General features: G+C 61.4%; 25 protein-coding genes. 13 read left to right on the top strand and 12 right to left on the bottom strand.

Translation table 11 applies throughout. The features are described from left to right. Positions 1-292: 292 nt before the first annotated feature. The 7 genes from QM467_RS03305 to QM467_RS03275 form a co-directional block, all read right to left on the bottom strand. Positions 293-1,903, bottom strand: a complete 1,611-nt coding sequence (locus QM467_RS03305; RefSeq protein ID WP_283364873.1) for a helicase-related protein — start codon at positions 1,901-1,903, stop codon at positions 293-295. A gap of 185 nt (positions 1,904-2,088) precedes the next feature. Next, complete coding sequence (locus QM467_RS03300) at positions 2,089-2,352, bottom strand: hypothetical protein (RefSeq protein WP_283364872.1); 264 nt, start codon at positions 2,350-2,352, stop codon at positions 2,089-2,091. A 33-nt stretch (positions 2,353-2,385) separates the two neighbouring features. Continuing rightward, complete coding sequence (locus QM467_RS03295) at positions 2,386-2,712, bottom strand: hypothetical protein (protein ID WP_283364871.1); 327 nt, start codon at positions 2,710-2,712, stop codon at positions 2,386-2,388. A gap of 423 nt (positions 2,713-3,135) precedes the next feature. Continuing rightward, positions 3,136-3,477, bottom strand: a complete 342-nt coding sequence (locus tag QM467_RS03290) for a hypothetical protein (protein ID WP_283364870.1) — start codon at positions 3,475-3,477, stop codon at positions 3,136-3,138. Between the two features lie 137 nt (positions 3,478-3,614). Next, complete coding sequence (locus tag QM467_RS03285; RefSeq protein WP_283364869.1) at positions 3,615-5,498, bottom strand: potassium transporter Kup; 1,884 nt, start codon at positions 5,496-5,498, stop codon at positions 3,615-3,617. A gap of 588 nt (positions 5,499-6,086) precedes the next feature. Continuing rightward, positions 6,087-6,335, bottom strand: a complete 249-nt coding sequence (locus tag QM467_RS03280; RefSeq protein ID WP_283364868.1) for an SHOCT domain-containing protein — start codon at positions 6,333-6,335, stop codon at positions 6,087-6,089. Positions 6,336-6,380: 45 nt separating this feature from the next. Beyond that, complete coding sequence (locus tag QM467_RS03275; RefSeq protein WP_283364867.1) at positions 6,381-7,037, bottom strand: ArsR/SmtB family transcription factor; 657 nt, start codon at positions 7,035-7,037, stop codon at positions 6,381-6,383. A 124-nt stretch (positions 7,038-7,161) separates the two neighbouring features. On the opposite strand from QM467_RS03275, the gene QM467_RS03270 reads away from it, so the two are divergent. The 6 genes from QM467_RS03270 to QM467_RS03245 all read left to right on the top strand — a co-directional run bounded on the left by QM467_RS03270 (position 7,162) and on the right by QM467_RS03245 (position 12,286). After that, positions 7,162-7,896, top strand: coding sequence for an MBL fold metallo-hydrolase (locus QM467_RS03270; protein ID WP_283364866.1), 735 nt, complete (start codon positions 7,162-7,164; stop codon positions 7,894-7,896). Positions 7,897-8,003: 107 nt separating this feature from the next. Next, positions 8,004-8,357: a DsrE/DsrF/TusD sulfur relay family protein gene (locus tag QM467_RS03265; protein WP_283364865.1), complete on the top strand. Its 354-nt coding sequence runs from the start codon at positions 8,004-8,006 to the stop codon at positions 8,355-8,357. Between the two features lie 2 nt (positions 8,358-8,359). After that, positions 8,360-9,478 (top strand): cysteine desulfurase family protein, encoded by a 1,119-nt coding sequence (locus QM467_RS03260; protein ID WP_283364864.1) that lies wholly within the window; start codon positions 8,360-8,362, stop codon positions 9,476-9,478. After that, complete coding sequence (locus QM467_RS03255; RefSeq protein WP_283364863.1) at positions 9,475-10,191, top strand: class I SAM-dependent methyltransferase; 717 nt, start codon at positions 9,475-9,477, stop codon at positions 10,189-10,191. Before QM467_RS03260 ends, QM467_RS03255 begins: the two co-directional genes overlap by 4 nt. A 2-nt stretch (positions 10,192-10,193) precedes the next feature. After that, positions 10,194-11,465: an MFS transporter gene (locus QM467_RS03250; RefSeq protein WP_283364862.1), complete on the top strand. Its 1,272-nt coding sequence runs from the start codon at positions 10,194-10,196 to the stop codon at positions 11,463-11,465. A gap of 8 nt (positions 11,466-11,473) precedes the next feature. Further along, entirely contained in the window at positions 11,474-12,286 is an 813-nt protein-coding gene (locus QM467_RS03245) for a nucleoside phosphorylase (protein ID WP_283364861.1), read from the top strand. Between the two features lie 110 nt (positions 12,287-12,396). Here QM467_RS03245 and QM467_RS03240 read toward each other — a convergent pair whose 3' ends face one another. Genes QM467_RS03240 through QM467_RS03230 form a run of 3 tightly spaced genes read right to left on the bottom strand, consistent with a single transcriptional unit; the run spans position 12,397 to position 14,682 of the window. Next, a complete protein-coding gene (locus tag QM467_RS03240; RefSeq protein ID WP_446737724.1) occupies positions 12,397-13,155 on the bottom strand; it encodes a cation transporter in 759 nt (252 codons plus the stop codon). Between the two features lie 4 nt (positions 13,156-13,159). Then, a complete protein-coding gene (dmeF, locus tag QM467_RS03235; RefSeq protein WP_283364860.1) occupies positions 13,160-14,395 on the bottom strand; it encodes a CDF family Co(II)/Ni(II) efflux transporter DmeF in 1,236 nt (411 codons plus the stop codon). An 8-nt stretch (positions 14,396-14,403) separates the two neighbouring features. Beyond that, on the bottom strand, positions 14,404-14,682 hold the full coding sequence (locus QM467_RS03230; protein WP_283364859.1) for a metal/formaldehyde-sensitive transcriptional repressor: 279 nt from the start codon (positions 14,680-14,682) through the stop codon (positions 14,404-14,406). A 533-nt stretch (positions 14,683-15,215) separates the two neighbouring features. Here QM467_RS03230 and QM467_RS03225 point away from each other — a divergent pair. The 4 genes from QM467_RS03225 to QM467_RS03210 all read left to right on the top strand — a co-directional run bounded on the left by QM467_RS03225 (position 15,216) and on the right by QM467_RS03210 (position 18,191). Continuing rightward, a complete protein-coding gene (locus tag QM467_RS03225; protein WP_283364858.1) occupies positions 15,216-15,461 on the top strand; it encodes a hypothetical protein in 246 nt (81 codons plus the stop codon). A 15-nt stretch (positions 15,462-15,476) separates the two neighbouring features. Beyond that, positions 15,477-15,599: a hypothetical protein gene (locus QM467_RS03220; protein ID WP_283364857.1), complete on the top strand. Its 123-nt coding sequence runs from the start codon at positions 15,477-15,479 to the stop codon at positions 15,597-15,599. Positions 15,600-15,647: 48 nt separating this feature from the next. Next, the gene (locus QM467_RS03215; protein WP_283364856.1) at positions 15,648-17,300 is read left to right on the top strand and encodes an NRAMP family divalent metal transporter; all 1,653 of its coding nucleotides are present in this window, start codon (positions 15,648-15,650) and stop codon (positions 17,298-17,300) included. A gap of 174 nt (positions 17,301-17,474) precedes the next feature. Then, the gene (locus tag QM467_RS03210; protein ID WP_446737723.1) at positions 17,475-18,191 is read left to right on the top strand and encodes an MgtC/SapB family protein; all 717 of its coding nucleotides are present in this window, start codon (positions 17,475-17,477) and stop codon (positions 18,189-18,191) included. 76 nt (positions 18,192-18,267) lie between these two features. Here the strand turns inward: QM467_RS03210 and QM467_RS03205 are convergent, their stop codons facing one another. Continuing rightward, on the bottom strand, positions 18,268-18,546 hold the full coding sequence (locus QM467_RS03205; protein ID WP_283364854.1) for a hypothetical protein: 279 nt from the start codon (positions 18,544-18,546) through the stop codon (positions 18,268-18,270). A 429-nt stretch (positions 18,547-18,975) separates the two neighbouring features. Here QM467_RS03205 and QM467_RS03200 point away from each other — a divergent pair, with 429 nt between their 5' ends. The 3 genes from QM467_RS03200 (at position 18,976) to QM467_RS03190 (ending at position 21,227) form a co-directional block, all read left to right on the top strand. Then, the gene (locus QM467_RS03200) at positions 18,976-20,511 is read left to right on the top strand and encodes an exodeoxyribonuclease VII large subunit (RefSeq protein ID WP_283364853.1); all 1,536 of its coding nucleotides are present in this window, start codon (positions 18,976-18,978) and stop codon (positions 20,509-20,511) included. Positions 20,512-20,522: 11 nt separating this feature from the next. Next, positions 20,523-20,798, top strand: coding sequence for an exodeoxyribonuclease VII small subunit (xseB, locus tag QM467_RS03195; RefSeq protein ID WP_283364852.1), 276 nt, complete (start codon positions 20,523-20,525; stop codon positions 20,796-20,798). Positions 20,799-20,894: 96 nt separating this feature from the next. Beyond that, positions 20,895-21,227: a hypothetical protein gene (locus tag QM467_RS03190; protein WP_283364851.1), complete on the top strand. Its 333-nt coding sequence runs from the start codon at positions 20,895-20,897 to the stop codon at positions 21,225-21,227. Positions 21,228-21,713: 486 nt separating this feature from the next. On the opposite strand, the gene QM467_RS03185 is transcribed toward QM467_RS03190, so the two are convergent. Beyond that, entirely contained in the window at positions 21,714-23,750 is a 2,037-nt protein-coding gene (locus tag QM467_RS03185; RefSeq protein WP_283364850.1) for a site-specific integrase, read from the bottom strand. Positions 23,751-23,761: the final 11 nt, after the last annotated feature.

The raw sequence follows: 23,761 nt of genomic DNA, 5'->3' as shown, positions 1-23,761 counted from the left end.
CCTTGAGATTCACATTCAATGGCGTGGCCATCGGAAGATATTGTTGCGTTTACCACTTGTTGAGCCATTGGCCAACGGCGCTTGCGCGCCGCCGAACCGCCAGACTGGGATGCCGTGTTGGCGAGATTGTAGTGGATGCCGGTTCTTCGGTCGCGCTTCCCGCCGGTGATCTGGCCAAAGGCATTTGGCCCTAGCTGGCATTCGACGGCACCTGTCCTTGCCATTGGAGCAACCGGGACACCGATCATTGGTCCGAATCTTGGAAACAGCTCCACGACTAGCCCTCCGACATTTAATCCTCAGCATCAATCTCCAATCCTTGGCCTTGGCCTTTTGCCGATGAATACGTGGCGTGCGTCTGCGGTTGGCGAAGCCCCATCGCGGAAAGGTCGAGAACGAGAGGTTGCAAGAGCATTCGAATTTCCTCTCCGCCGCGCGACAGCACGTCGATAAAATCTTCCTGATTCGGCTGCCCAAGAGCCAACCGATAGATCATCCGCTGTTCGCGAAGTTGATCGAAACGGGCCTTGTCACGACCAAAGGGACGCTCGAAGACATGTCGGCGAATTTCGGCGCCGTCGAGGCCCCACCAAGGGCGGAGTCCGCTCGCGTCGACAAGACGTTCCGCATGACGTTCCAGACATTTCCAAGGAGACGCCTTCGTCAGGGCGGGATCTCTCAGCACATCGGTACGCAGCAGCGCCGAAAGCCTGCGTCTGATTGACAGCCCCGCATAGCGCTGGATGCGGCCTTCGCGCTGCTCGATGTCGAGCGGGTTGGAAGAAAGATCCCAGTGAACGACATGCGAGCACCAAGGATGAAAATCCAAGCCTTCCTGCCCGACGGACGTCGTTGCCAAGACATGCGGCCAGAAAGGCGTGTTGAAGCTTCGGCGCACCTCGTCGGGACGAGCCGGGGCGGCTTGCGCCTCGCCTCCCTTGCCCTTGACGACCGGCTCGGATTCGGCGTTGCCGAAGGGCACGGCGACGTGGCAACGTACCGGGATCTTGACGGACTTGTCTCCGGTTCCACGAAAGCTGAACCCGCCAGCGCGAAGACCGAGAGAGGACATCAGGTCCTTGGCAAGGCCGGCCACACCGTCTTGGAGGTTCTTGGCGCGAAGCCAAAAGTGTTCGTCGAGCACGCTTTCAAAGCCGCCATCGACCACCGCGCCCATGACCTGTTCGACCGCGTTCTTCCCAGGCAACGACGACAGAATGACCGGGTTGTCGAGATAGGCGCGAAGTCCTTGCCAACTCAGTTGGACCAGCTCGGGGTATCGCGAATCGTCAAGAATCGTCGGATCATGGCGCCACATTGCCCGGCCGAGCGCGACGCTTGGCGCTCCGATGGCATAATCTACGAGGTCGGAAACCTCGCTCGGCGAAAGCCTGTCGATCTTCGGTGACTGATGCCATTTTTGAACAGCGGATTTCGCCGCGCGATCGTTTCCGACGACGCTTTCCCATCCCTTCGCGGTCAGTTTTGCGGCGCCGTGCATCCGTTCAATGGACGCCAGCGTTTTTGCGATCGACCTGTGCCGCCTGCGAGAGGCCGCCGTGTCCCGTTCGACGGCGATGCCTTTCGGCAAGGCATCGATGATCTGCTGACGAACTTTCTTGCGAACCGCGCCGAGTGTCGTTCCGGCTTTCGCGAGAGGATCGGTGTGGCGGATCAGCCATGGCGAGGGATGGAAGGCCGCCATCACGGGGCCTGTGCCGGGGGCCAGCTTGAAGCGCCGCGTCCTGAACAACTTCTTATAGCCGACATGTTCCTCTGGAAGGCAGTGGGCCTCGACGCCGAAGCTGAGAAGCCCGGCGACGCTGGGCGGGGTCGCACGGAACCGACTGAATACGCAGATTGCATTTGACAGGCCGTGATAGGCGGCGTCGAACCGCACCATCCGAAGGCCGAACGGCAAGATACGGCGGGAAACCGGACAGTGACGCTATGACGAGATTGCGCCATAACCGGTCCTTAATCGAGTGGCCAGTCCCGGCGATAGAGCAGTCGAAGCCGCAAGGGCGACATTCCGCCCCTTTCTGTCTGGAGCCTTATACGCTAAGTGCGCGCCGTGATTTGCCCTGATCAACGTGAAAGGAGCGTCGGCGCGCACGGCCTCCCTTCGCGCTCCACGAAACTGCAGCTCGTTGGCTCGAAGGCCCGGTTCATTCCCGGTGGGATGGGGCGAGCCAACGCAAGCCAAAGCAGAGCCCCGATGAGCAGCGTGGCAAAAACGACGGCAACATCATAGGCGACACGCAAATCGATGCGGCGGGAAAGTTGTTCAAGATGGAATCTCGTCGCCACCCGGCGCGTCGCGCCGCTTCCTTGCGCATGTGCGAACAGCATTTCGGAATGCTCCACAACCTGTTTCGGGTAAATTCAAATTCTTGATAACGCCGGCCCGCGCAAGAATTCCATTCCGATTTGGGCGTTGGGCGATAAAGGACGCATCAAGACGGTTCTGTTAGAGTTGGAGAGACCAGTTCGACCGGCGAAAGTCACCGGCGCCCAAAATGTCAACTCCGACGCCAAAATCTTTTCCTTATGCGGACGACCAAAAATCGGAATGGAATTTTTGCGCTCACCAGCATTAAGCATTTCGCGACCATTGGCTCCACGAGGTCCAAATGCTTTTGGCGTATCTTTCCACTGGAATGCCGTCACCCCCTTCCACGCCCCGGCGACGGGCGCGCGCGTATCAAACAATCCGCGCCCGACGCCTTTCGGCGGTAAAAAACATGTCAATTTACGTCATCGGGCTCCTGACCTGGATCGCCATTCTCCTCCTCTGCAATCCGACGTTCCTTCATTGCAATCGCTGGGACCAAACGAGTTGCACCACTCATTCGACGCGCCGCTAAGCCACGGCGCATGGTGGGTTGTTGCTTTAGCCGAGCTATGAATCGTCACCGCTCTGGCGTTCTCCGCCAGGAATGAGCCGCCTCGATTCCAGCGTGACGAAACGGCGCCGGAGCCTGGCAAAGATCATCGCTTTGAAGTTTCCGCTCGCTGCCTTCGATCAGACGCCGGCCAGGTTCAATGACGCAGCCTTGAAGGATCGGATTCAGCCGCTACGGATCTGCCGCCAGAGTCCCGCGTGAAAGCAGGCGAAGCGACTGGGCGCCACACCTATTTTGAAGAAGGTTCCGGCCAGCAGATCCGGCCGGCCCTGCCAAGCACATCACAGCCCCGATCTTGGGCGGATTTGTCGCCCTGCGTGCTCTCGACATGTTCGGTGCAACGAGCGCCGGCGCGACCGTAGTAGACACAATCCCCGGCGACGGTCGACTTTCCAAGGCCGGACCAGTTCACATGGGACAGGAGCGCCCAAAGCAGGATGGCGCCGACAACGATCGCCACGTCCAATGCCAGGCGCGCGGTGTGATGATGCGACAGGTGGCGAGAATCCGGGCCCATCCCGATCCGATCGAGTTTTGTTCCCGCCTGTCCGCCCGAATGAAACAGAAGCACTTGAGTCCGCCAATTCAGCTTGAGCCGATTTGGCGGGGATAACGCATTACGCCGCAAGGTTTCTATTCAGAACCAGGGCGCCGAATGTGAAGAAATCGTAAAAATCCGCGACGCCGCGCGGTTTGGCTTGGCTTTCGTTACAATTCGATCTGGCCGCCAAGTTCGACCACCCGACCGGGCGGAATGCGAAAGAACTCCGTCACGGGTAGCGCGTTTCGATGCAGGAATTTGAACACCTGCATTTTGATCCGCCACCATCGCGAATGGCCGCGCGGCGTAACACTCAGGCGGCCGACGTAGAACGATGTGTCCATCATATTGAAATGCAAGGGGCAATCGCCCTTTTCGTCACTTAGGGCGACCGGGATGTCCGGCTGCTCCATGAAACCATAACGGACGCATAAGGAATGGAAGTCGTCAGGCAGGTCGGCGCTGCGCACCCGATCTTCCGGCTCGACGCGAGGGATCTGATCAGTCACGACATTGAGCAGAACAATGCGATCGTGGACGACCTTGTTGTGCTTCAGATTGTGAAACAGGGCGACGGGAACGACATCATTGCGGCTGGTGAGATAGACCGCCGTGCCGGACACACGCGCCTTCTCATGGAATCTTCGGATGAAATCCGAAAGCGGCATGGTGTCGCGCTCCAGCGCCGCGCGCAGGGCGGCGTAGCCCTGGTCCCAACTCGTCATCAGGAAATAGATGAAGCTTGCGACGAGGATCGGGATCCAGCCGCCCTCAAAGAATTTGACGAAATTGGCGGCGACGAAGGAGCTGTCGACCACAACGAAGAGGCCGGCGACGGCGATGCTCAAGGCCAGGCTCCAACGCCAGACTTCACGCATGGCAATGAACATTAGGCAACTGGTCAGCAGCATCGTGAGCGAAACGGCGACGCCGAAGGCCGCCGCCAGATTGTCCGAAGATTGGAACGTCGTCGTGAGGACAAGGGTGAGCGCCATCAGCGACCAGTTGACCATCCCGACATAGATCTGTCCGTAGCTCTGCGCCGAGGTCTGCGAAATGCGGACGCGCGGCAGCAGCCCGAGTTGGATCGCCTGGCGCGTCATCGAAAAGGCGCCGGTGATGATCGACTGGCTGGCGATAACGGTCGCCGCCGTCGCCAGTCCGATGAGTGGCAGCTGTAAGGCGCCGGGGCAGAGAGCGTAAAACGGATCGAAATCCTTGTCGGACGGCGCGTCGAGCAGCAGCCCCGTTTGGCCGGCATAACAAAAGATCAGGGCCGGGAAGACCAGGCAGTACCACGCCAGGCGAATGGGCTGGGCGCCGAAATGGCCCATGTCCGCATAAAGCGCTTCGGCGCCGGTCGCGCAAAGGAAGACCGCGCCGAGCACCAGAAAGCCGGCCAATCCGTGCCCGAACAGATAATGGAGCCCGACGAGGGGGTTGAGGGCAGCCAGCACCTGCGGATGCCGGATGACGGACGAAATTCCCAGCACGGCGATCACGACGAACCAGGTCACCATGATCGGGCCGAAAAGTTTGGAAATTCGTCCGGTCCCTTGTGGTTGTAGGCAGAACAAGGCGATCAGGACGACGATCGACAGCGGCACGACATAGGGCGCGATGGGCGGCGCTGCGCCTTTCAAGCCTTCCAGCGCGCTGAGCACGGAAATCGCGGGGGTGATGGCGCCGTCGCCGAACAACAGCGCCGCGCCTAGCATACCCATTGTGATGATGTAAGGGCGGCGGCCATGCTTGACGCCGAGCAGGGACATCAGCGCCAGAATGCCACCCTCGCCGTCATTGTCCGCGCGCATGATCACGGCGACATATTTGATCGAGGTGATGATCACCAGCGTCCAGACGATCAGCGACAGCATGCCCAGCGCTTCTTCGGGCGTGAAAACCCGTCCGGTCCATGCGACCGCAGTCTTGATCGTGTAGAGCGGGCTCGTGCCTATATCGCCGTAAACGACGCCGAGCGCGCCAAGCGCCAGCGCGCCAATCCCCTCGCGGCGGACATGATGTCCGTCCTTCGCAGCTTCGGCAGTCATGACGCCTCCGAAATTCCGCAACTGGCACGAAATTTAACGCGACGATCTCGGCTCGAAGCTAGCGGTTCGGGCTCGGTTTGACAGTCAGCTTTTCGGATGAGGGGTCTTTACGAAACGCTTATGCCAGATCGACGCTCAATGCCCTGATTGCACACCGCATCAACGCACGCCCGGTTCCTGTCGTCCACTGGACCGGCGCAGCTCGGCTGGGACGATATCGGGAGATTGATCGGCTCAATTGAATATACGCTTTTAGGTGGTCTCCAAACAGGCAGCTGTCGACAAGAGGTCAATATTGCCTGTTCGTTCGAAGCGCCGGAAGTCCGTTGCTTGCATGTCTCCCGTCATTCGCGAAAAGCCGGCTCGGCGCCACAAGCGGGAGTTCGTTTTTATCCTGACGCTCCCGTCCCTTGATTGAAAAGCGGCCATCTGGTACGGTTTTGGGTGCCGAAGGGGTTGCATCTCAGGCCTTCGGGACCGTGAAAGACACCGGTTTCCGCTAGCTTCGCACGCCCCGGGCAGACGCTGAATCGCACCGTTCACAGATCGCCGGGCTGACGGCTCGACGCCGCGTTCCCAGATATCCCGTTACTCGGTGAGGGTCCGCTTCTTCTCCTCGAACTCCTGTTTCTCGATCTCGCCGCGCGCATACCGCTCCTTCAGAATATCGAGCGGCGTTTTCTCCCGTGCGCGATTGGACGGCAGGAGGGTTGCTTCGGCGCCCAGCCACCGCACCAGCAACACGACAACAGCGACGATCGCGGCGAGAACCGCAATCATGATGATCGGCCCGAAGGCCATGCCGTACCACGGCATTCCCCAATGGTAATCCATCATTGGCGTTCCTCCTTCCGAAGCGCGGCCGTTTCGCCTCCTTTCAGCCTATGCGATGGGCAACCCAGCCGCCTTCCATTCGGGATATCCGTCTTCAAGGCGGCGCACTTTGAACCCATGCTCGCGCAGCAGCGCGACGGCCTCGAAGGCGAAAACGCAATAGGGACCGCGGCAATAGGCGACGACTTCACGGTTCTTCGGAAATTCCCGCAGCCGCCGCGCCAATTCGCGGAGCGGAACATTGACGGCCTGGGGCAAGTGGCCGGCGGCGAATTCATCTTCGGGGCGAACGTCGAGAACGGTCACCAGACCATCCTCAAGCCGGCGGGCCATTTCCTCGCGCGACACCGGCTCCAGGGCGTCGCGCTCATGAAAGTAGCCGCCGACGATTTCCCGGATCTCCGCCACGTTGCGCTCTCCGACGCGGTGCAGCGCCGCCACCAGATCGAGCACACCCGGATCGCTCAGGCGATAGAGGATTTGCTTGCCGTCCCGGCGCGAGGCGAGCAGGCCGGCCCGGCGCATCAGCCGAAGGTGCTGGGAAGCGTTGGCGATCGACAGTTTGGCGCTTTCCGCCACCGCTTCGACGCTGCGCTCCCGCTGGGCGAGCAACTCCAAAATGACCAGTCGATGCGCATGGCCCAATGCCTTCGCGACTTCTGCGAACTGGGCGAAAATTGCGTTCTTGGGATTTGGGCTTGACATGCGCTCCGCTCAGAACAATCATTCAACTGATTAATTGAATATCTTTCGACCGATATTGTCAAGGTCCGAGCCGTTCGAGTGCGGGCCGCACATCGGTCGGAACAAGCGGAAACCGGAGACTTTCATGATCCTGCGGCAATTCCTTCACACCGATCCGGTCGCGATCTCCTATCTCTTCGGCTGCGGCGGCAAGTCCATGGCCGCCGTCGTCGATCCCGTCGGCGATATTGCCCCCTATCTCCAGGCGGCGAAGGACACGGGAATGCGCATTCTCTATGTCGTCGACACGCATATCCATGCCGACCACGCCTCGTCGGGCAGGCGCCTGGCCGAGGCCGCCGGGGCTGAATACGTGCTGTTCGCCGAGGCGGAGGCGGCTCCGCCGTTCCGGGGCGTCAGCGACCGCGATGTCCTCGACCTCGGCAATGTCGTGGCGGAAATCCTCCATACGCCGGGACACACGCCCGAGCATATTTCGCTGCTCGTCACCGACCGGACCCGAGCCGCCGAACCGTGGTTTGTTCTGACGGGCCATACGCTGATGGTGGGCGACGTCGGCCGGACGGAACTCGCCACGACCGTCGAAGCCGGCGCGCGCGTCCTGTTCCACAGCCTGCAGCGCCTGAAAACTCTGCCAGACTATGTCGAGGTGCTGCCGGGCGCATTTTCCGGTTCGGTTTGCGGCCGCAGCCTGAGCGGCAGGCCGATGTCCACGATCGGTTTCGAAAGACGCCATAACGCCGCGTTCCGCATTGAGGACGAGGAAGAATTCGTCCGCTTGATGTCAAGGGACATTCCACCTCCGCCGCCCGGCGCGGCGGAACTTCGCGCCACCAATGCCGGACTTGCCATGACTTGAGCCGCGGGCGCCGTTCCAATTGTCGCAACGACGTCGCGTGTCGACGAAGACGGCGGCGTGCGGCAGGCAATCGAACCGGGACGTTTCGCAATTCCGGAGGAGCTACGATGAAGGCCTTATTCATTGTGAACGACCCGCCCTATGGAACGGAGCGCTGCTACAACGCTCTGCGGCTTGCGCATGCGTTGGTGAAGAAAGACGCGGACGCGCAAGTCGCCGTCTTTCTCATGGCCGACGCTGTCTTATCCGCCAAGGCCGGCCAGAAGACGCCGGAGGGATTTTACAGCATCGAGCGGATGCTGAAACGCGTGGTTGCCGGCAAGGGACAGGTTCTGCTGTGCGGGACATGCCTGGACGCGCGCGGCATCACGGATTCCGAACTGATCGAAGGCGCGCATCGCAGCACCATGGACGCGCTTGCGGCCGAGACCTTGGCCGCCGACAAGGTTCTGGTGTTCTGACGATGGCGACAATCTATCTCGACTATAACGCCAGCACGCCGATCGCCCCCGAAGTCGGGGCGGCGATGCGGCCTTTGCTGGAGGATGCATTCGGCAACCCCTCAAGCGGCCATTGGGCCGGCGCACCGGCAAAGGTCGCGGTGGAGAATGCCCGCGGCAAGGTCGCTGCGCTCCTCAGTTGCCATACCGATGAAGTCGTGTTCACCAGCGGCGGCAGCGAGGCCAATAATCTCGCCCTGAAGGGCCTGTTTTTCCGGCGCAATGATCGCCCGTCGCATGTGATCGTCTCCGTAATCGAGCATCCGGCGACGCTGGAGCCGTGCCGTTTCCTGGAGCGACTGGGCGCCAGGGTCACCTATGTGCGGGTGGACGGCGCCGGCCTCGTCGATCCCGATGACATTCGCAAGGCGATCACCAAGGACACCTTTCTGATCAGCGTGATGCACGCCAACAACGAGGTTGGGACCATCCAGCCAATTGCGGAAATCGCGAAGGTCGCCCGCGAGCATGGCGTTCCCCTACATAGCGACGCCGCGCAATCGGCCGGCAAGATCCCGACCCGGGTTGACGATCTTGGCGTCGACCTTCTCTCCATCGCGGGCCACAAAGCCTATGCGCCCAAGGGTATTGGCGCGCTCTATATTCGCCGGGGGATCGACATCGAGCCGCTGGTCCATGGAGCCGGACACGAAAGCGGCCGGCGCGCCGGCACGGAGAGCGCGCTGCTGACCGCGGCGCTCGGCACGGCGTGCGAGATTGCGCCGCCCTGGATTGACGCGACGGGCATACGGCAACTGCGGGATGTGTTCTGGGAAAACCTGCGCGCGGCCTTTGGCGATCGGGTCGTGCTCAACGGCCATCCGGTCCTGCGGCTTCCCAACACGCTCAACGTTTCATTCGTCGGGCGGGTCGGCGCCGACATTCTCGCGGCGATGCCCGATGTCGCCGCTTCGACCGGGTCCGCCTGTCATTCCGGCGAGATCGCGCTGTCCCCTGTGCTGAAGGCGATGGGCGTCGCCCCCGAGATTGGGATGGGAGCTATTCGCTTCAGCCTTGGGCGCGGCACGACGCCGGAAGAAATCGACGGAACCGTCGACCGGCTCAAGTGGGCGCTCGCATGAGCAGGAAGGACCCCACAACAATTGGCCCAGCGCCCTACGCCGCCTGGCGGGCGACCTCGCTTGGGGCGATCACGGAGGCCATCGAGCAGGGACTGATCCTCGACATGATCGGCAAGATTGCGGGCGCCCGCGTCCTCGACGTGGGTTGCGGCGACGGCGCGCTGGTCTGCGTCATGGCCTCTCGGGGCGCGGAGGCGACCGGCGTCGATCCTGACCCGGCCATGCTCGCCGCCGCGCGGTCGCGCGCGGCCAGCGAAGGAGTCCGCGCGGCGTTCGTTGAAGGGCGCGTCGAGCGTTTGCCGTTCCCCGACGCCTCATTCGACGTGGTCTTCTCCGTTACCGTTCTTTGTTTCACGCGGGATGCGGCAAGCAGCGTTCGCGAGCTGGCGCGCGTGCTTCGTCCGGGCGGGCGGCTCGTGCTCGGAGAACTCGGGCGCTGGAGCCTGTGGGCCGCTTTGCGCCGTGTGCGCGGCTGGCTCGGCGCGGAGACCTGGAAGGCGGCGCGATTCCGCGGCGCGTCCGAGTTGCGCTCGCTCGCGGAACAGGCGGGACTGTCCGTCACAGCCATCCGCGGCGCCGTTTACTATCCGCCAGTGGGCGCTTTTGCCCGCGCGCTGGCGCCGATTGATTCCCGCCTTGGCCGCCTGACGACATTTGGCGCCGCGTTCATCGCGCTTGGCGCGGTTTCCGTCGATCAGCCTTGGAAACAATGACCATGCCGCCACACTTGAACGTTTCCGCGCCTTCCGGCATCCGGCTTGGCCTGCGCGAGAACTGGCCGCAGTTTTCGCTGCTGGTGCTCATCAACGCCTTTGTCGGCGGCATGGTGGGACTGGAGCGCACAGTCGTCCCGCTGATCGGTTCCGAAGAGTTCAAGATCGCCTCGACGACAATCGTTGTTTCCTTCATCGTCAGTTTCGGAATCGTCAAGGCGATCGCCAATCTGGTCTCGGGGCATTTCGCGGATGTTTACGGACGCAAGCACATGCTCGTCCTCGGCTGGCTGTTCGGACTGCCGGTCCCCTTCATGATCGGCTGGGGACCGAGCTGGGGCTGGATCATTGCGGCGAATGCGCTGCTCGGGATCAATCAGGGCTTCGCCTGGTCGATGACAGTCATCATGAAGGTGGACCTCGTCGGCCCCAAGTCGCGCGGGCTCGCCGTCGGCCTGAATGAATTCGCAGGCTATCTCTCCGTCGGCGTCACGGCGTTTCTCACCGGATACATTGCCCAGCGCTACGGGCTCCGGCCGCAGCCGTTCTATCTTGGCATCGCCTATGCCGTTCTCGGGCTGGCTCTTTCGATTCTGCTCGTACGGGACACCCGCCATCACGTCGGCCTCGAACTGGCGAATCACGCAGCGCCGGCGGAAAAGGTGGGGTTCTGGGCGATTTTTCGCCGCGCATCGTTCGGCGACCGCAACCTGTTCGCCGCGTCCCAGGCCGGACTCGTCAACAATCTGAACGACGGCATGAGCTGGGGGATCTTTCCGCTTTTCTTTACGGCTTTCGGCCTGGGCGTCGAACAGATCGGCGTCCTCAAGGCCGTCTATCCCGCGGTGTGGGGCGTGCTTCAGACCGTCACCGGCCCGTTGAGCGACCGGTGGGGCCGCAAAGGCCTGATCGTGGCGGGCATGTGGGTGCAGGCGGGCGGGCTGTTCCTGACGGCGGCGACCCGCAGTTTCGGCTGGTGGTTCGTCGCCAGCCTCTTGCTCGGACTCGGCACGGCGATGGTCTATCCAACCCTCATCGCCTCGGTCTCCGACGCCTCTCATCCGTCATGGCGGGCGCGCTCGCTCAGCGTCTATCGATTCTGGCGCGACCTGGGCTACGCCATCGGCGCGCTGTCGGCCGGAATCATGACAGACTTGTTCGGCGCCGCCTGGGCGATCAGCGCGATTGGCGTCCTCACTTTCGCCTCCGGCGCGCTCGTCGCCGTCGTCATGAACGAACATAGACCGGTGCGTGAATTGGAAAGAGCACGATGACGGCGCCGATGGATGATAAAATAAATCGATTGCCGCCAATTCTGCGCGGCAAGAACCATCAGGCTCCCTCGGTGTTCACGCCGGACGCCCTGCTCCGGGAGGCTCGTCGTCAGAAGGGGATCGGCGCCGGCGCCGTGCCCGAAATCTGCATCCTCGATCCCGATGGCGATATTGTGCGCCATCTCATCGCCACCGGCCGTTCTCGCCGTCACCCGCATTGGGCCTGCTATCACACCGACCTGAACGCTTTTGAGCATAAGGGGCTGAGTTGCGGCGTCGTCGGCTGCGCCGTCGGCGCGGCTTTCGCTGTCCTGGTCGCCGAGGAACTCTTCGCCTCCGGCTGCAAGCTTCTCATCAGCATGACGTCGGCGGGCCAGATTGCGCCAGCTCAGACGCCACCATATTTTATCATCATTGACCGTGCGCTGCGCGACGAGGGCACGAGCTACCATTATCTGCCGCCCGCAGACTACAGCATCGCCGACGCGCGCCTCACTCGGCTGGCCGAGGAGGCCCTTGACGCTGCGGGAGCGCCGGCGCAGGTCGGCGCCGCCTGGACGACGGATGCGCCGTTTCGCGAGACAGCCGAGGCGATCGGCGCCGCGCAGGCGGCAGGCATATTGGCCGTCGAAATGGAAGCCGCGGCGCTCTATGCCTTTGCCGCCGCGCGGAAGCAGCCGGTGCTTTGCTTCGCGCATGTCACCAACCAGATGGGGCGCATCGAAGGCGATTTTGAAAAAGGCGCCTTGGACGGCGCGGAAGAATCTCTGAACGTAATCTTGACGGTGGCGCAGCGTTGGCGCGACCAGACGCCCCCCTGAGCGCATACGGGGCCGCACCTTCGCTGTTCTAACTTCAGAATTTCCCATCAACCGCCGACAGCGTTCAAATCATCTGGAACCATTAGGCTCCTGGCGATTTTTTTCGCGGCCTATAATTCGCGCGCCGCGGCGAGGTCAAGGTTGCCCTCATCCCGATATTCCCTCCAAGCCTGCCGCAGGATTTGCGCCGACGAGGTGAGGAATATCCCGGCCATCAGCCCCGCCACCGCGAGGTCGGGCCATGCCGTCCTCGTGCTCCATACGCCCAGCGCGGCGAACATCACGACGATGTTGCCGATAGCGTCGTTGCGAGAGCAGAGCCAGACCGAACGCACGTTGGCGTCGCCGTCCTTGTAGAACATCAAGAGCAGCACCGAGGTCAGATTGGCGGCGAGCGCCAGGCCGGCGATGCCGCCCATCAATTCGGCGCTCGGCAGGCCGAGGACGAAGGTGTGGTAGAGGGTGGAGCCAAACACCCATAGCGCCATGAGTCCCAGGGACAGGCCCTTGAACAGCGCCGCCGTGGCCCGCGTCTTCAGGCTGGCCCCGATGACCGCAAGGCTGAGGCCGTAGGTGACGGTATCGGCGAGAAAGTCGAGCGCGTCGGCCTTCAGGGCCTGTGAGCCCGCCAATTGCCCGGCGACGATCTCAGTGACGAACATGGCCCCGTTGATGGCTATCACGGTGCAGAGCACGCGCTTATAGCATGGTTCGAGCCCGTCGAAGACCGGCACGCCGCCGTGACAGCCGCAAGCTGCATCCGCGTTGCAGCCCATGGCCGTGACGCCATTTACAGTCTGCGGTTCGGGCAATCGCAGCGGCGCCGGAGTGCAACAGCTGTCGCCGGGTTCACAACCCTTGTCGGTCATGCGATCACCTTTTGTGCAGAACCTCGATGGTCAAATGGGAGAGCGACTGGAAGCGGGCAAGCCGCGCGCGATAATAGTCCTGCCTCCGCGTCGCCTCCGCCGTCAGGATGGAGACGACCGCCCCCAGATGCCCAGGCCCCAAACGCCACAGGTGGAGATCGGCAAGCTTGTCGCCGTCGCACTCAATGGTTTGGCGCAGTTTTTCCGCCATGAGTGTATCCGGGTTCATGTCGAGTAGTATAGAGGCGGTGTCACGGATCAGGCTGAAAGCCCAATTGGCTATGACGATAGCACCGACGATGCCTGCCAGCGGGTCCATCCAGAGCCAACCGAAGCTGCGGGCAAGCAGCAAACCGACAATCACGAGAACGGACACGGCGGCGTCGGCGATGACGTGAACCATGGCGGCGCGCATGTTGTTGTCACGATGCGCCGAGCCTTGCGCATGTTCGTGTTCCTCGTAGGCGACGGTGTAGGTTTGCTGGCCGAGATTGACAAGCGCGATAAATTCGTGCGGCTCAGGAATTTCCTCGACCGACTCCAGAAAAGCGCCCTGCTCATTGAAGGTGAAGAACTGCCGCGATCCGTCAGGGCGGACGGTTTCGACTGAGGCTGTTTGCGCGGTAAGAGCGGGGCCTGTTCGCGCGCGGAGCCGGAAGCGCGGCGGCACGCCCTCCTCGAACACTTCGAGCAAAACGACCCCGTCGTCTGTAGTTATTTCGCGCGACTCGTCATGGTCATGCCCTTCGTGCGCATGTCCGTGTCCATGGCCGTGATGATGATCGCCGCCGCTCAGAAGCCACGCGCTGGCGACGTTCACTGTGAGACCCAGAATTGCGACCGGAATCGCCTCCGAAAAGTGGATCGGAACAGGATCGAAGATGCGACTGATCGATTCATAGCCGATCAGCAAGGAAATCATCGTGAGGATGATTGCGCTGGTAAAGCCTGCAAGATCGCCGAATTTGCCGGTGCCGAAGGAGAAACTGGGATTATCCGCGTGTTTCCGGGCGTAGGTATAGGCCAACGCCGCGAGCAGCAAAGCGCCCGCATGGGTGCTCATATGCAGGCCGTCGGCGACGAGGGCGATGGAGCCGAACAGCAGGCCGCCGACGATTTCGGCGATCATCATGATCCCGCAGAGCCAGATCACCGCCCAGGTCTTGCGTTCGCTTTTCTCGTGTCCCTCGCCCAGGAAGACGTGGCTATGAAAAGCCGACGAGGCATAGCTATCGTTCATGACGGCTCTCACTTCAGGTAAGTGCGGACGACATCCAGCAATTGCTCCGCCGCTTCAGCATTCAGTGCGTTCGGGTATTTCTCGGCGTTGACGAGGTGCGTTCGCACATGATCTTCGACAACCTCAGCCATTAGACCGGCCATGGCTCCCCGCGCTCCGGCGATGAGGTGCATGACTTGTTCGCAGCCAGCCTCGCCGTCGAGCGCCCGCTCGATGGCTTCGACTTGGCCACGGATGCGGCGCACGCGCGCCAGCAGCTTTTGTTTTTCGCGGACGGTGTGTGTCATGTCGCCTTATTACATACCCCCCTACCCTATACAAGCCGACAAAGTTGGAATGATCGCGGCGGGCGCGGCCTACTGAGGCCGACGACCAACCGAACAGGGAACGAGCAACGGCAGGGCCGAAAAAGTGATCCCGGTTGAGAAGTTGTAAACGGCCCAATCGTACTGTTTTTTGAGTGTTAATTTAGTTTGATCCCTCCGGATAAAGACGCTGCTTTCTGGCTTACATAAGTTCGGCCTTTGACTCCGACAAAGACGTCGGGCCGGAGACGAGTTGGGGTTGACAAACGGCGAACTCCGGCTCATTTCCAAAAACGCGGCTCGGAGACGCCTTGGCGATCCGCGCTGCGCTTCACAACCCAAAGTCAAGGACAAATGGGCAGTATTCCCTCTGGCGACATAATCCCGGCGAAGTCTGGGCGAGTGGCGCCGCCAAAAACTGAAGAGACTCGCGGCTCCGCCCGCGTGAGGGATATTGGGCCCGCCTGACGGCGGCCTTGTCGCTCACCGTTCGGCACGCGAGCCGGAGGTGAGACATGATCATCAACTTTTTCCTTCCCGGCGCCGTGCGCGTCGATCTGGTCGCCCGGAGTGCGCCGCCAGTAACATTCGTCACCGCAGTGACGGAGCGCAAACCCGCGCGCCGTCCGTCGCGGCTTGTCTGCCGCTGGGTTGCGGACTCTGCCAATGGCGCTCTCCATGCCGTCTGGCACTATCCCGAAACTGAAGCGACGGCCGCAGGCGGGATCGAAGATCCCGACCGATTGTGTCTCGCCGCCTGAACCAAGGAGACTCCGTTGAACGACGGCCCTAGTAGCCCCGCCATCAACGTTTTTGACGCGATCGCGGGTTTCCCGAACCAAACCAATACCCCAGCAAACGCCGCGATCGACGCGGATGCGGAGGCCCAGTCCGTCTGACGGACGTTATGGCTCGCCCCGCGTTCGATCGCGGGTCAGGAAGCGAACATGACGATGATTTCAGAAGCGACTGCGGCCCGTTCGGCCGTCCTCGACGAGGCCCATGTCGGCAACATCCGCGGCGCCTTCGGCACCATTCTGCACGGCGACCACGGCCCCCGCGCCAACTGGAGGCACAAGCTCCAGACGTTCCTGGCCATCCTTGGTCCGGGCCTCATCGTAATGGTCGGCGACAATGACGCCGGCGCGTTCGGGACCTACACCCAGGCTGGCCAGAACTACGGCACGACCCTGCTCTGGACGCTGCTGCTCCTTGTGCCCGTGCTTTACGTCAATCAGGAAATGGTTCTGCGCCTCGGCGCTGTGACCGGCGTGGGCCACGCTCGCCTCATCTTCGAGCGATTCGGTAAGTTCTGGGGCGCCTTCAGCGTCATCGACCTGTTCCTGCTCAACGCCTTGACCATCGTCACCGAATTCATTGGCATCGCACTGGCGCTCGATTATCTCGGCGTCTCCAAGGAACTCGGCGTCGCATTGGCGGCCGTTCTGATCATGGCGGCGGCGAGCACCGGCGATTTCCGCCGTTTCGAGCGCTTCTCGATGACCCTTGTCGCGGGCAGCCTGCTGCTCGTGCCAGTGTTCCTGCTCGTCCATCCCCCGATCGCCCAGATCGCGCGCGACTTCGTGACGCCGCAAATGCCGGCGGGAGCCAAGCTGAGCGACGTCATGCTGCTGATCATCGCCATCGTCGGCACGACGATCGCCCCCTGGCAGCTGTTCTTCCAACAAAGCTACGTCATCGACAAGCGCATCACCCCGCGCTTCATGAGCTACGAGAAGGCCGACCTCTGGATTGGCATCGTCATGGTGATCGTCGGCGCGGCGGCGATGATGGCCTTCACGGCGGCGGCTTTCGCCGGCAAGCCCGAGTTCGGCGCTTTTGTTGACGCCGGGGCGGTGGCGAGCGGCATCGGCAAATACGCCGGGCGAGCGGCGGGCGTAATGTTCGCGCTCGCCCTGATCGATGCGTGCATCATCGGCGCCTCCGCAGTGTCGCTCTCGACAGCCTATGCGCTCGGCGATGTCCTGTCGATCCGGCATTCGCTGCATCGCAAGCCCTCCGACGCCAAGGGTTTTTATGCGGTCTATTGCGGCTTGATTATAGTCTCCGCCGGACTTGTTCTCACGCCCGGCGCGCCGCTCGGGCTCCTGACGAACGCCGTGCAGACGCTCGCCGGCGTCCTGCTGCCCAGCGCGACCGTGTTCCTGCTGCTGTTGTGCAACGATAAGGCGGTGCTCGGCCCCTGGGCCAATTCGCGCTGGCTGAACATCTTCACCGGCGGCGTGATCGCGCTGCTCGTGATGCTGTCGATCATTCTCACGGCCTCAGTCCTGTTCCCGGACGCGACCAATGAGACGGTGATCCTCGGCATTCTCGCCGGCGGCGGAGCGCTCGGCCTCGTGATCGTCTTGGCGACGATGCTGGTCAAGAAGGGCGCCAAGGACGAGCGGGCTCCGGCCGCCATGACCGTTGAGGCCACGCCGCGCGAGGAATGGCGCATGCCGCCGCTGGCGCTGCTTCCTCCGGCGCAGCTGTCGCTGGCTGCCAAGACCTGGATGTTCGTCCTGCGGGGCTATCTCGTCGTGGCCGGCGGACTTGTTCTGGTGCGTATCGTCGCGCTGGCGCTCAGCCACGGATGAATTTAGCAGGGAGGCCGCGCGTCTTCGGGCGCGCGGCCTTGACGCTTGATCGGGGATCGTCAAGGACGTCGAACCGGATGACAAAGCGAAGCGCCGGGGTGTGCCCGTCGGCCAACGCTGATCATCCCGGTGTCTCCGGATCTAGGACAATCCTGTAATGGCTCAGTACCTTGGATGACGTTGATGCAGCGCTTCGAATTGTCCCAACTGATCGATCTTTCTATCGACGTCGCGGTCGCGTTCGTGCTGGCGACGCTGATTGGCGCGGAACGTCAATATCGTCAGCGCAGCGCCGGGCTCCGAACCAATGTTCTGGTCGCCGTTGGCGCGGCGACCTTCGTCTCGATCGGCTCGCGTCTCAACGCCAATGCCGGGGCGGCGCAGCTCGCGGCCTACATCGTCTCCGGCATCGGCTTCCTCGGCGCCGGCGTGATCATGAAGGATGGCAGCAAGGTCTGGGGCTTGAACACCGCCGCTACGCTTTGGTGTTCGGCGGCGGTGGGAACCTTGGCCGGCATCGGCCTTTTGCCCGAAGCGGTCGTCGTGACAATGGCGGTGCTGGCCGGCAATACGCTGCTGCGCCCGCTGGTCGACGCGATCAATCGCGCTCCCGTCAATGAACGGACCTCGGAAGCGACCTACGAGGTTCACGTGCTCACCGAGGCGGCGCATGTCGGTGAGGTCCGCGATCAGTTAATCACGGCGCTTGAGAACGCCAGCTACCCCATTCGCGAGGTTGAGGTCAGCGAACGATCCGACGATGTAACCGAACTTGCAGCCACCTTGGTCAGCACCTCTATCGAACCAGACGAACTCGACGCCGTCGCTACCGCACTGAAAGCCTCGCCGCTGGTGTCGCACGCCAGCTGGTCATCGACGACCGACGATTAAGCCGACGACTTATCGCTCATTCGGCCAGCCTCTGGACTTGTCAGGACGGCAACCACGTTCTTGCGAATTTCCGGTTTCAGTCATTCTTTTGCATGGCAGGCAAGGTTTGCGACAGGCCGCTCAGGGTCACGAATACGCGTTCGACCGCAGCCGGGAAGGTCTGCTGACGACGTCGCTCCGGCCATTGCGAAAACAGCTTGAAACCGCGTTTGAGCTGATCGTTGCCATCCGAAACTCGAGAGTTTGCGGACCAGGGCGCGGCTTTCGTGGCACCCGATTGGCGCGAGTTCAATGCGCCAGGCGCACAGAACGAAGTGCGCCGGTCATCTGACCAACCGCCAATGATCGTCCGCACGACAGCCCCACCTTTCGCGTCATTGAAACGCCATTCCGAAGGCTCGTAGAAATTAGATGCAATCGTGCTGCGCGAGATCGTCGGACGTGCGCGGCGGACCCGGGCCGACCACATAGGCCGGCGAAGCGGCGATGCGCGGTGGTCGCAGATGTGTCCCTAAGTGCGCCACATGACGGACGCATAAGGACGAATGCCGCGGACTGTAAACGCGTCCGCGGAGCAGATCAGTTTGAACCTACATTTTGAGTTCTCCGAGGTTAGTTAAGAATTTCGATGGGCAGGGGCGTTCAGAGAGAAAACCCCAAAAACACTTAAGCGACAAAGGATGGCGCTCCAGCGCCCGACAAAGCCCTCCAGGACCCACCGACAATGACATTCGATATTCGATCGCCATCCCCAACGGGGGATGGGACGCCAGCGTGCGTCCCGATGGCTCCGGCCCCCCCGACGCTCACGCTGCGCGCACTCGTCGATGGGGTGGCCAGCGCGGTACGAGCCGGCGCGCCACGTGAGGCATGGGTCGACGCCGCCGTCGTCAGCGTCCGTCGCCGCAGCGGCGGTTACGCGCTCGAACTGGGAGAAAACGACGGCAGTCACTCCGCGGCCGGCGCCAGACTGGAAGTTTATCTGCCGGAGCGAAATCTCATTGCGATAAGGCAAAAGCTCGCCATCGCTGATTTCGATCCTGCCGACCTCGAAAAATCCAGCGTCGTCGCTCGGCTGTCGCTGAATTTTCATCCGCGTTTCCACCTTCAGGGAACAGTCCAGGATTTGAATCCTGCGATCGGCGCGTCACTTCTGGCCAAGAGCCTCGACAGGATTCGCGCCCGATTGCGCGCGGACGGACTTCTCACAGCACAGTCTCGTTTGCCGACGCCGCCCGACATTCGTCGGCTCGCGGTCGTCCATCCCTACGGCGCGGCGGGGTGGGCCGATGTCGCCAAAGAGCTCGGTCGCCTCCAAACAGCCGGCGTCCTCGAGGTCTTTGATTTACCAGCAGCGTTTGAAGGGACGACCGCTGTCTCCAGTCTGCTGGCGGCGCTGCAAAAAGCCCGAGACCTGCCATCACTCGACGCCTTGATGCTCGTACGCGGAGGCGGCGCAAGCAGCGGGCTGGCGGTGTTAGCCAACGAAGATCTGGCGAGGGCTATTTGCTCCCTGCCGTTTCCGGCAATCACCGGCATCGGCCATGCGTCGGATCGCGGCTTGCTTGATGAAGTCGCCTGGCGGGCCGCAGACACGCCAAGCAAAGCCCTCAAGTTGGTTGTGGATCTCATCACCCAGCCGGCGGAGACGGCGCGAAAGAACTGGTCCGGAATCACCAAATTTTGCCATGACGCAATTGGCGTTCAGCGCCAAAGCATCGGCAGCCTGTTGAGTGCAGCAGCCGCAAGCAACTTCAGACGCATTTCGGATTCAGGCGCACTGCTCGATCAGGCGCTCTCCAGTCTTCGAATTCGCCTTGCAACGACAAGCGCAAATCTCGGCCATCAGGCGAAAGAGCTCGAACGGCTTCGCGCAGACCTCATTGTCGAAGCGCCAAGAGGTTTGGACATTCAGTCCGCAGAGACCGAACTGGCCTTTGGCGAGGGAGCGCGATCGGCTCACACCAGTTTGGAGTCTCTCTTCATAGGCCTCCACCGTCACGCGGAGGTCAGCGGCGCGACGGCGAATTTGCTTGAGGTGCAATCGAATGCACTCGCCACGTTGGGAGAAACCTTCTTCGCTCATATCACGCGGGCCCTCGACGCAGAAGCGGCAGCGATCGTTGATCTGGAACGAACGCTACGCTCGCTCAGCGTAAGCGACACACTCGGGCGTGGTTTCGCGTTGGCGTTGTCGACTCGCGACGGCGCGCTGGTCAGGACAGCCGCCGAGGCACGCTGCCAACCTCGCATTTTCTTGCGTTTCGCGGATGGAATGGTGGCGGTCCGTCCCGAAATCCCCTCCTCCCCGCCACACTGAAAGAAGTAAAAATGAACCCCAACTCCAATACGGCAGCAGCCGATCCGTTCCCGCTGAACGCCTCGCCTGCCCCCGTGGTCGACTACGCCGCTAATTACAAGAAACTTCAGGAAATCGTCGAACGGCTCAAGCGCGGCGGTCCTGGCGATATCGACGGCCTGGTCGGGAACTTCCGCGCCGGCGTCGCCGCCTATGAGGCCTGCCGTCACCGCCTCGACGCAGTCCGGGTGGAAATCGACAGCGAAATCGCGCGGCTCGCTCCTGCCGCTGCGGCCGACTTCGCTTGACAGTTTCAAGCACACATCATGTCCAGAATCCTCGCGATGACGTCGCGGGGATTTACCGAAAAAAGGCCCTGAAGCGGCCAAAAGAGGAATCGGTCGATGTCGTCAGGCGTTTATTATTCGCGACCATACGAAATTGGACCTCACCTGTGGCGCCTGGTTATCGATGGGTCTCCGCCAACCGGTTACCGCTCGCGTTGGCAATGGCGCGAACCCGACGAAAAGCACTGGTTTGATATTTTGTGCTTTCCCCAGGACCATCCGCCGGAACTTTTTCAAATCGCCCGCAATCAGGAACACAGCGCGCTCGCGGATTACCGGCTCGAGCAGTTTGGCGACTATCCCTACCCTCATTTCGCGGCCTCCCCGTCGCGTCATTTTTTTCGAGGTCTGAGCGACCAAAGAAAAGGCGGACGTCGCTACAGACGCTGATCCGTGTTGCCCGGCGGCAGCGATCACAGGGCTCGACTGACACTATAGTTCGCTCGAGTTGGGCCACGGACGCGGAGACCGGCGGCTTCGGAGGACGTGTTTGTGCGCTCGAGATGGTTTCGAGCGCTGGGTTTAGTCCCAAGCAGCTTCGCCCCCCTGCACAAGGGTGCGCGGCGTTTTCGACCAAAATTGCTATAAGTTGACGACGCACGGGTCGACGACCGCCTAATGTCTCCCCAACCACGCAAAGCCATGACCATCTGAATTACCGCCAATGCGACGAGCCAAAAAAACTGATCGGATCAAACCCCGGAAACGTCAATGACGGCACCGAATTTGGCGCCAAAGCAAAGCGATCAATGCAAGGTTTGCGCGAACGCCCGATCATGAACTCGTACCGGCGCCCTTTCAGCCTCAATCGGCATCCATTTGAAACGATTTGGCGCCGACCGAATTCGTCGACACTGATTGGTTAATGGTCGCAGTCTACCGCAGAAACGCTTCGATTCGTTCGAACTTCAAGCCCGCATAGGCGACTTGCTTCACCACGTCATTCAGGATGGCGATCGGCACGGCGTCGCCATATTCCTCTGTAACGTCTTTGAAGTCTTTCAAATCAAGCTCCAGTTCGCGCGCATGACCAACTAGGGCTTTCATGAAGTCCAGGCGGATCCCTTTGCGTCGCATGGCGCCAATGAAGGAATGGCGGAACGAGTGGAAAACAAATGCTGGGTCGTCGGTCACGTGTTTGTTCAAATACCGCCCGAACCACCTTGACCAGTTCTTTGTCCAGCGCCCTCGATAAGCGTTCAGTTGCGGAAACAGCATTTTGTCGCCCGCGGCCCGGCGAGCCGCAATATATTCCGGCAGCCCAAGCTCAATCAAAACGGGATGAAACGGCACCCGCCGGCGGCCAGCTTTCGACTTGATGCTCTTGTCTTCTTCGCTTTTTTCCGCGCCGCGGCGGCGACCCTTTTTCCTGGGCTTTTCTTCACCGTCTTCGTCGTTATCGTCCCGGAACCAGAAATAAGGTATCCCACTCTCACACAGAATGTCGGAAAGGGGGAGTTGACCGATCTCTTCAAGCCGTGCGCCGCCATAAAGGCTGATCAGCGGAATCCAGAAAGCTGCGGCGCTGCAGCCGCCTTTCGACACTTTGGGCGGATTCTGGAAGACGGGCGACGCCGGAAACTTGGCCAACAAGACCGGCGTGAATGGGTGGCGCTCAAGGACGTCATCCTCGGTTACGGGCAACCGAAGTCCGATGCTTGGGTCGCCGGGCAAATCGTATTCGTTCACGGCAAGCTGCATCAGCGTCGATAGCGCGCCTAGACCTTTTTGATTGACCGTGACTGGACTGAGCCTAGGCGGATCGTTCTTTTCCGCCCATTCGACAATTTCGAGAAACGGTTTCTTTGAAACATGAGCCGGCATAGCCGCCGGAAATTTCTTCAGCTTGTCGCGGAAGTCCCTGATGTGCTTGCGCGTGATTTCCTCGACCTTCAGGTTCCCCTGCATCGAAATGAAGCGTTCGACATATAGCCGATTGTCGTCCTTCGTCTTTCGATCGGGCTTAACCCGGTCCGACCAGTTGTCATGCATCTCGAGGATTGTCGGAAAGACCTCGCCTTTCTCGTCTGCGATCAAAGGCGCGGGACGGGGCGGCGTTTCAATTGCGACGCCATTCCTGCGCTTTCCAATATCCTGGTAAGCGGCGGCCTTGGCCATCAGCACGGCGTGAGCGACTTTTCGACGTTCGATTTCGTCTGAAAGATCGTAACCATTTTCGGCAAGTCTTGTCGTCAGTTCGCTGGGCGACGAATAACTGTCGACGACGCGTTCTCCGGACGGGTTGTCGGGATCCTGTACAAACTCCTCCGTCCATGCGGCGGAACCATCAAGGGGCCAAGTTCGCCCGGAAGCAAGCATTCGCGCCACATTGTCCGCTTCCATTGCACGGGCGGCCTCACGAATTTGATTCAGTGTCATTCCAGGCGGGAAGCGTTCCAGGAAGTTCAACATGCCGGCAATATTGAAGCCGCTGGCCTGTTCTCCATTGGAGATCAATCTGCCTGCGTCGCGCCGTCTTAGCGCTTGTTCCAAACCTCGCGCCAACGGACTTAATGTTTCGGGATCAGTCCAATCGGCGTCATGGTCGGACAAAACATCATGCCGCGCCTGGGCGGCAATCGCGGACCGATCGCCCGAGGTCAGCGAGTCGATTGGACCGCCCACCGACACAACTTCGTTCTTGGCGCCTACGATGCCCCTCTCGATGAGCCCCTCGATCTGGGCATGGACGTCACTCCAGCGGCGTTGGGCGAGAGTCAAATCGCCCGTCTTCAGCGAAATCTTGATGACTTGCTTCCCGTCGAGGAGGTGAGACTTCAAGGCCCAGGAGAGATCGATCGTTCCTTTTGCGATTGCCGCATGTTCTTTCGGGAGATTCCGCCAATAGGCGTATTTTCCGCTATCGGAACGAAGAATGAGAAATGGCAGGCCGGAGGTGGTTGGACGGGTCATGGAGCAGCTTG

The organism is Rhodoblastus sp. 17X3 (genome assembly GCF_030056575.1).
Classification (GTDB): Bacteria; Pseudomonadota; Alphaproteobacteria; order Rhizobiales; family Beijerinckiaceae; genus Rhodoblastus.
This window is presented reverse-complemented; position numbering and strand designations above follow the sequence as displayed.

Coding starts and splice junctions, on each gene's coding strand:
- QM467_RS03300 (WP_283364872.1), bottom strand. CDS start 2,352: ATGCTGTTCGCACATGCGCAAGGAAGCGGCGCGACGCGCCGGGTGGCG.
- QM467_RS03265 (WP_283364865.1), top strand. CDS start 8,004: ATGAAGGCCTTATTCATTGTGAACGACCCGCCCTATGGAACGGAGCGC.
- QM467_RS03275 (WP_283364867.1), bottom strand. CDS start 7,037: ATGTCAAGCCCAAATCCCAAGAACGCAATTTTCGCCCAGTTCGCAGAA.
- QM467_RS03285 (WP_283364869.1), bottom strand. CDS start 5,498: ATGACTGCCGAAGCTGCGAAGGACGGACATCATGTCCGCCGCGAGGGG.
- QM467_RS03255 (WP_283364863.1), top strand. CDS start 9,475: ATGAGCAGGAAGGACCCCACAACAATTGGCCCAGCGCCCTACGCCGCC.
- QM467_RS03280 (WP_283364868.1), bottom strand. CDS start 6,335: ATGATGGATTACCATTGGGGAATGCCGTGGTACGGCATGGCCTTCGGG.
- QM467_RS03305 (WP_283364873.1), bottom strand. CDS start 1,903: ATGGTGCGGTTCGACGCCGCCTATCACGGCCTGTCAAATGCAATCTGC.
- QM467_RS03215 (WP_283364856.1), top strand. CDS start 15,648: ATGACGATGATTTCAGAAGCGACTGCGGCCCGTTCGGCCGTCCTCGAC.
- QM467_RS03200 (WP_283364853.1), top strand. CDS start 18,976: ATGGCTCCGGCCCCCCCGACGCTCACGCTGCGCGCACTCGTCGATGGG.
- QM467_RS03260 (WP_283364864.1), top strand. CDS start 8,360: ATGGCGACAATCTATCTCGACTATAACGCCAGCACGCCGATCGCCCCC.
- QM467_RS03185 (WP_283364850.1), bottom strand. CDS start 23,750: ATGACCCGTCCAACCACCTCCGGCCTGCCATTTCTCATTCTTCGTTCC.
- QM467_RS03225 (WP_283364858.1), top strand. CDS start 15,216: ATGATCATCAACTTTTTCCTTCCCGGCGCCGTGCGCGTCGATCTGGTC.
- QM467_RS03245 (WP_283364861.1), top strand. CDS start 11,474: ATGGATGATAAAATAAATCGATTGCCGCCAATTCTGCGCGGCAAGAAC.
- QM467_RS03190 (WP_283364851.1), top strand. CDS start 20,895: ATGTCGTCAGGCGTTTATTATTCGCGACCATACGAAATTGGACCTCAC.
- dmeF (WP_283364860.1), bottom strand. CDS start 14,395: ATGAACGATAGCTATGCCTCGTCGGCTTTTCATAGCCACGTCTTCCTG.
- QM467_RS03210 (WP_446737723.1), top strand. CDS start 17,475: ATGACGTTGATGCAGCGCTTCGAATTGTCCCAACTGATCGATCTTTCT.
- QM467_RS03230 (WP_283364859.1), bottom strand. CDS start 14,682: ATGACACACACCGTCCGCGAAAAACAAAAGCTGCTGGCGCGCGTGCGC.
- QM467_RS03250 (WP_283364862.1), top strand. CDS start 10,194: ATGCCGCCACACTTGAACGTTTCCGCGCCTTCCGGCATCCGGCTTGGC.
- QM467_RS03270 (WP_283364866.1), top strand. CDS start 7,162: ATGATCCTGCGGCAATTCCTTCACACCGATCCGGTCGCGATCTCCTAT.
- QM467_RS03240 (WP_446737724.1), bottom strand. CDS start 13,155: ATGACCGACAAGGGTTGTGAACCCGGCGACAGCTGTTGCACTCCGGCG.
- xseB (WP_283364852.1), top strand. CDS start 20,523: ATGAACCCCAACTCCAATACGGCAGCAGCCGATCCGTTCCCGCTGAAC.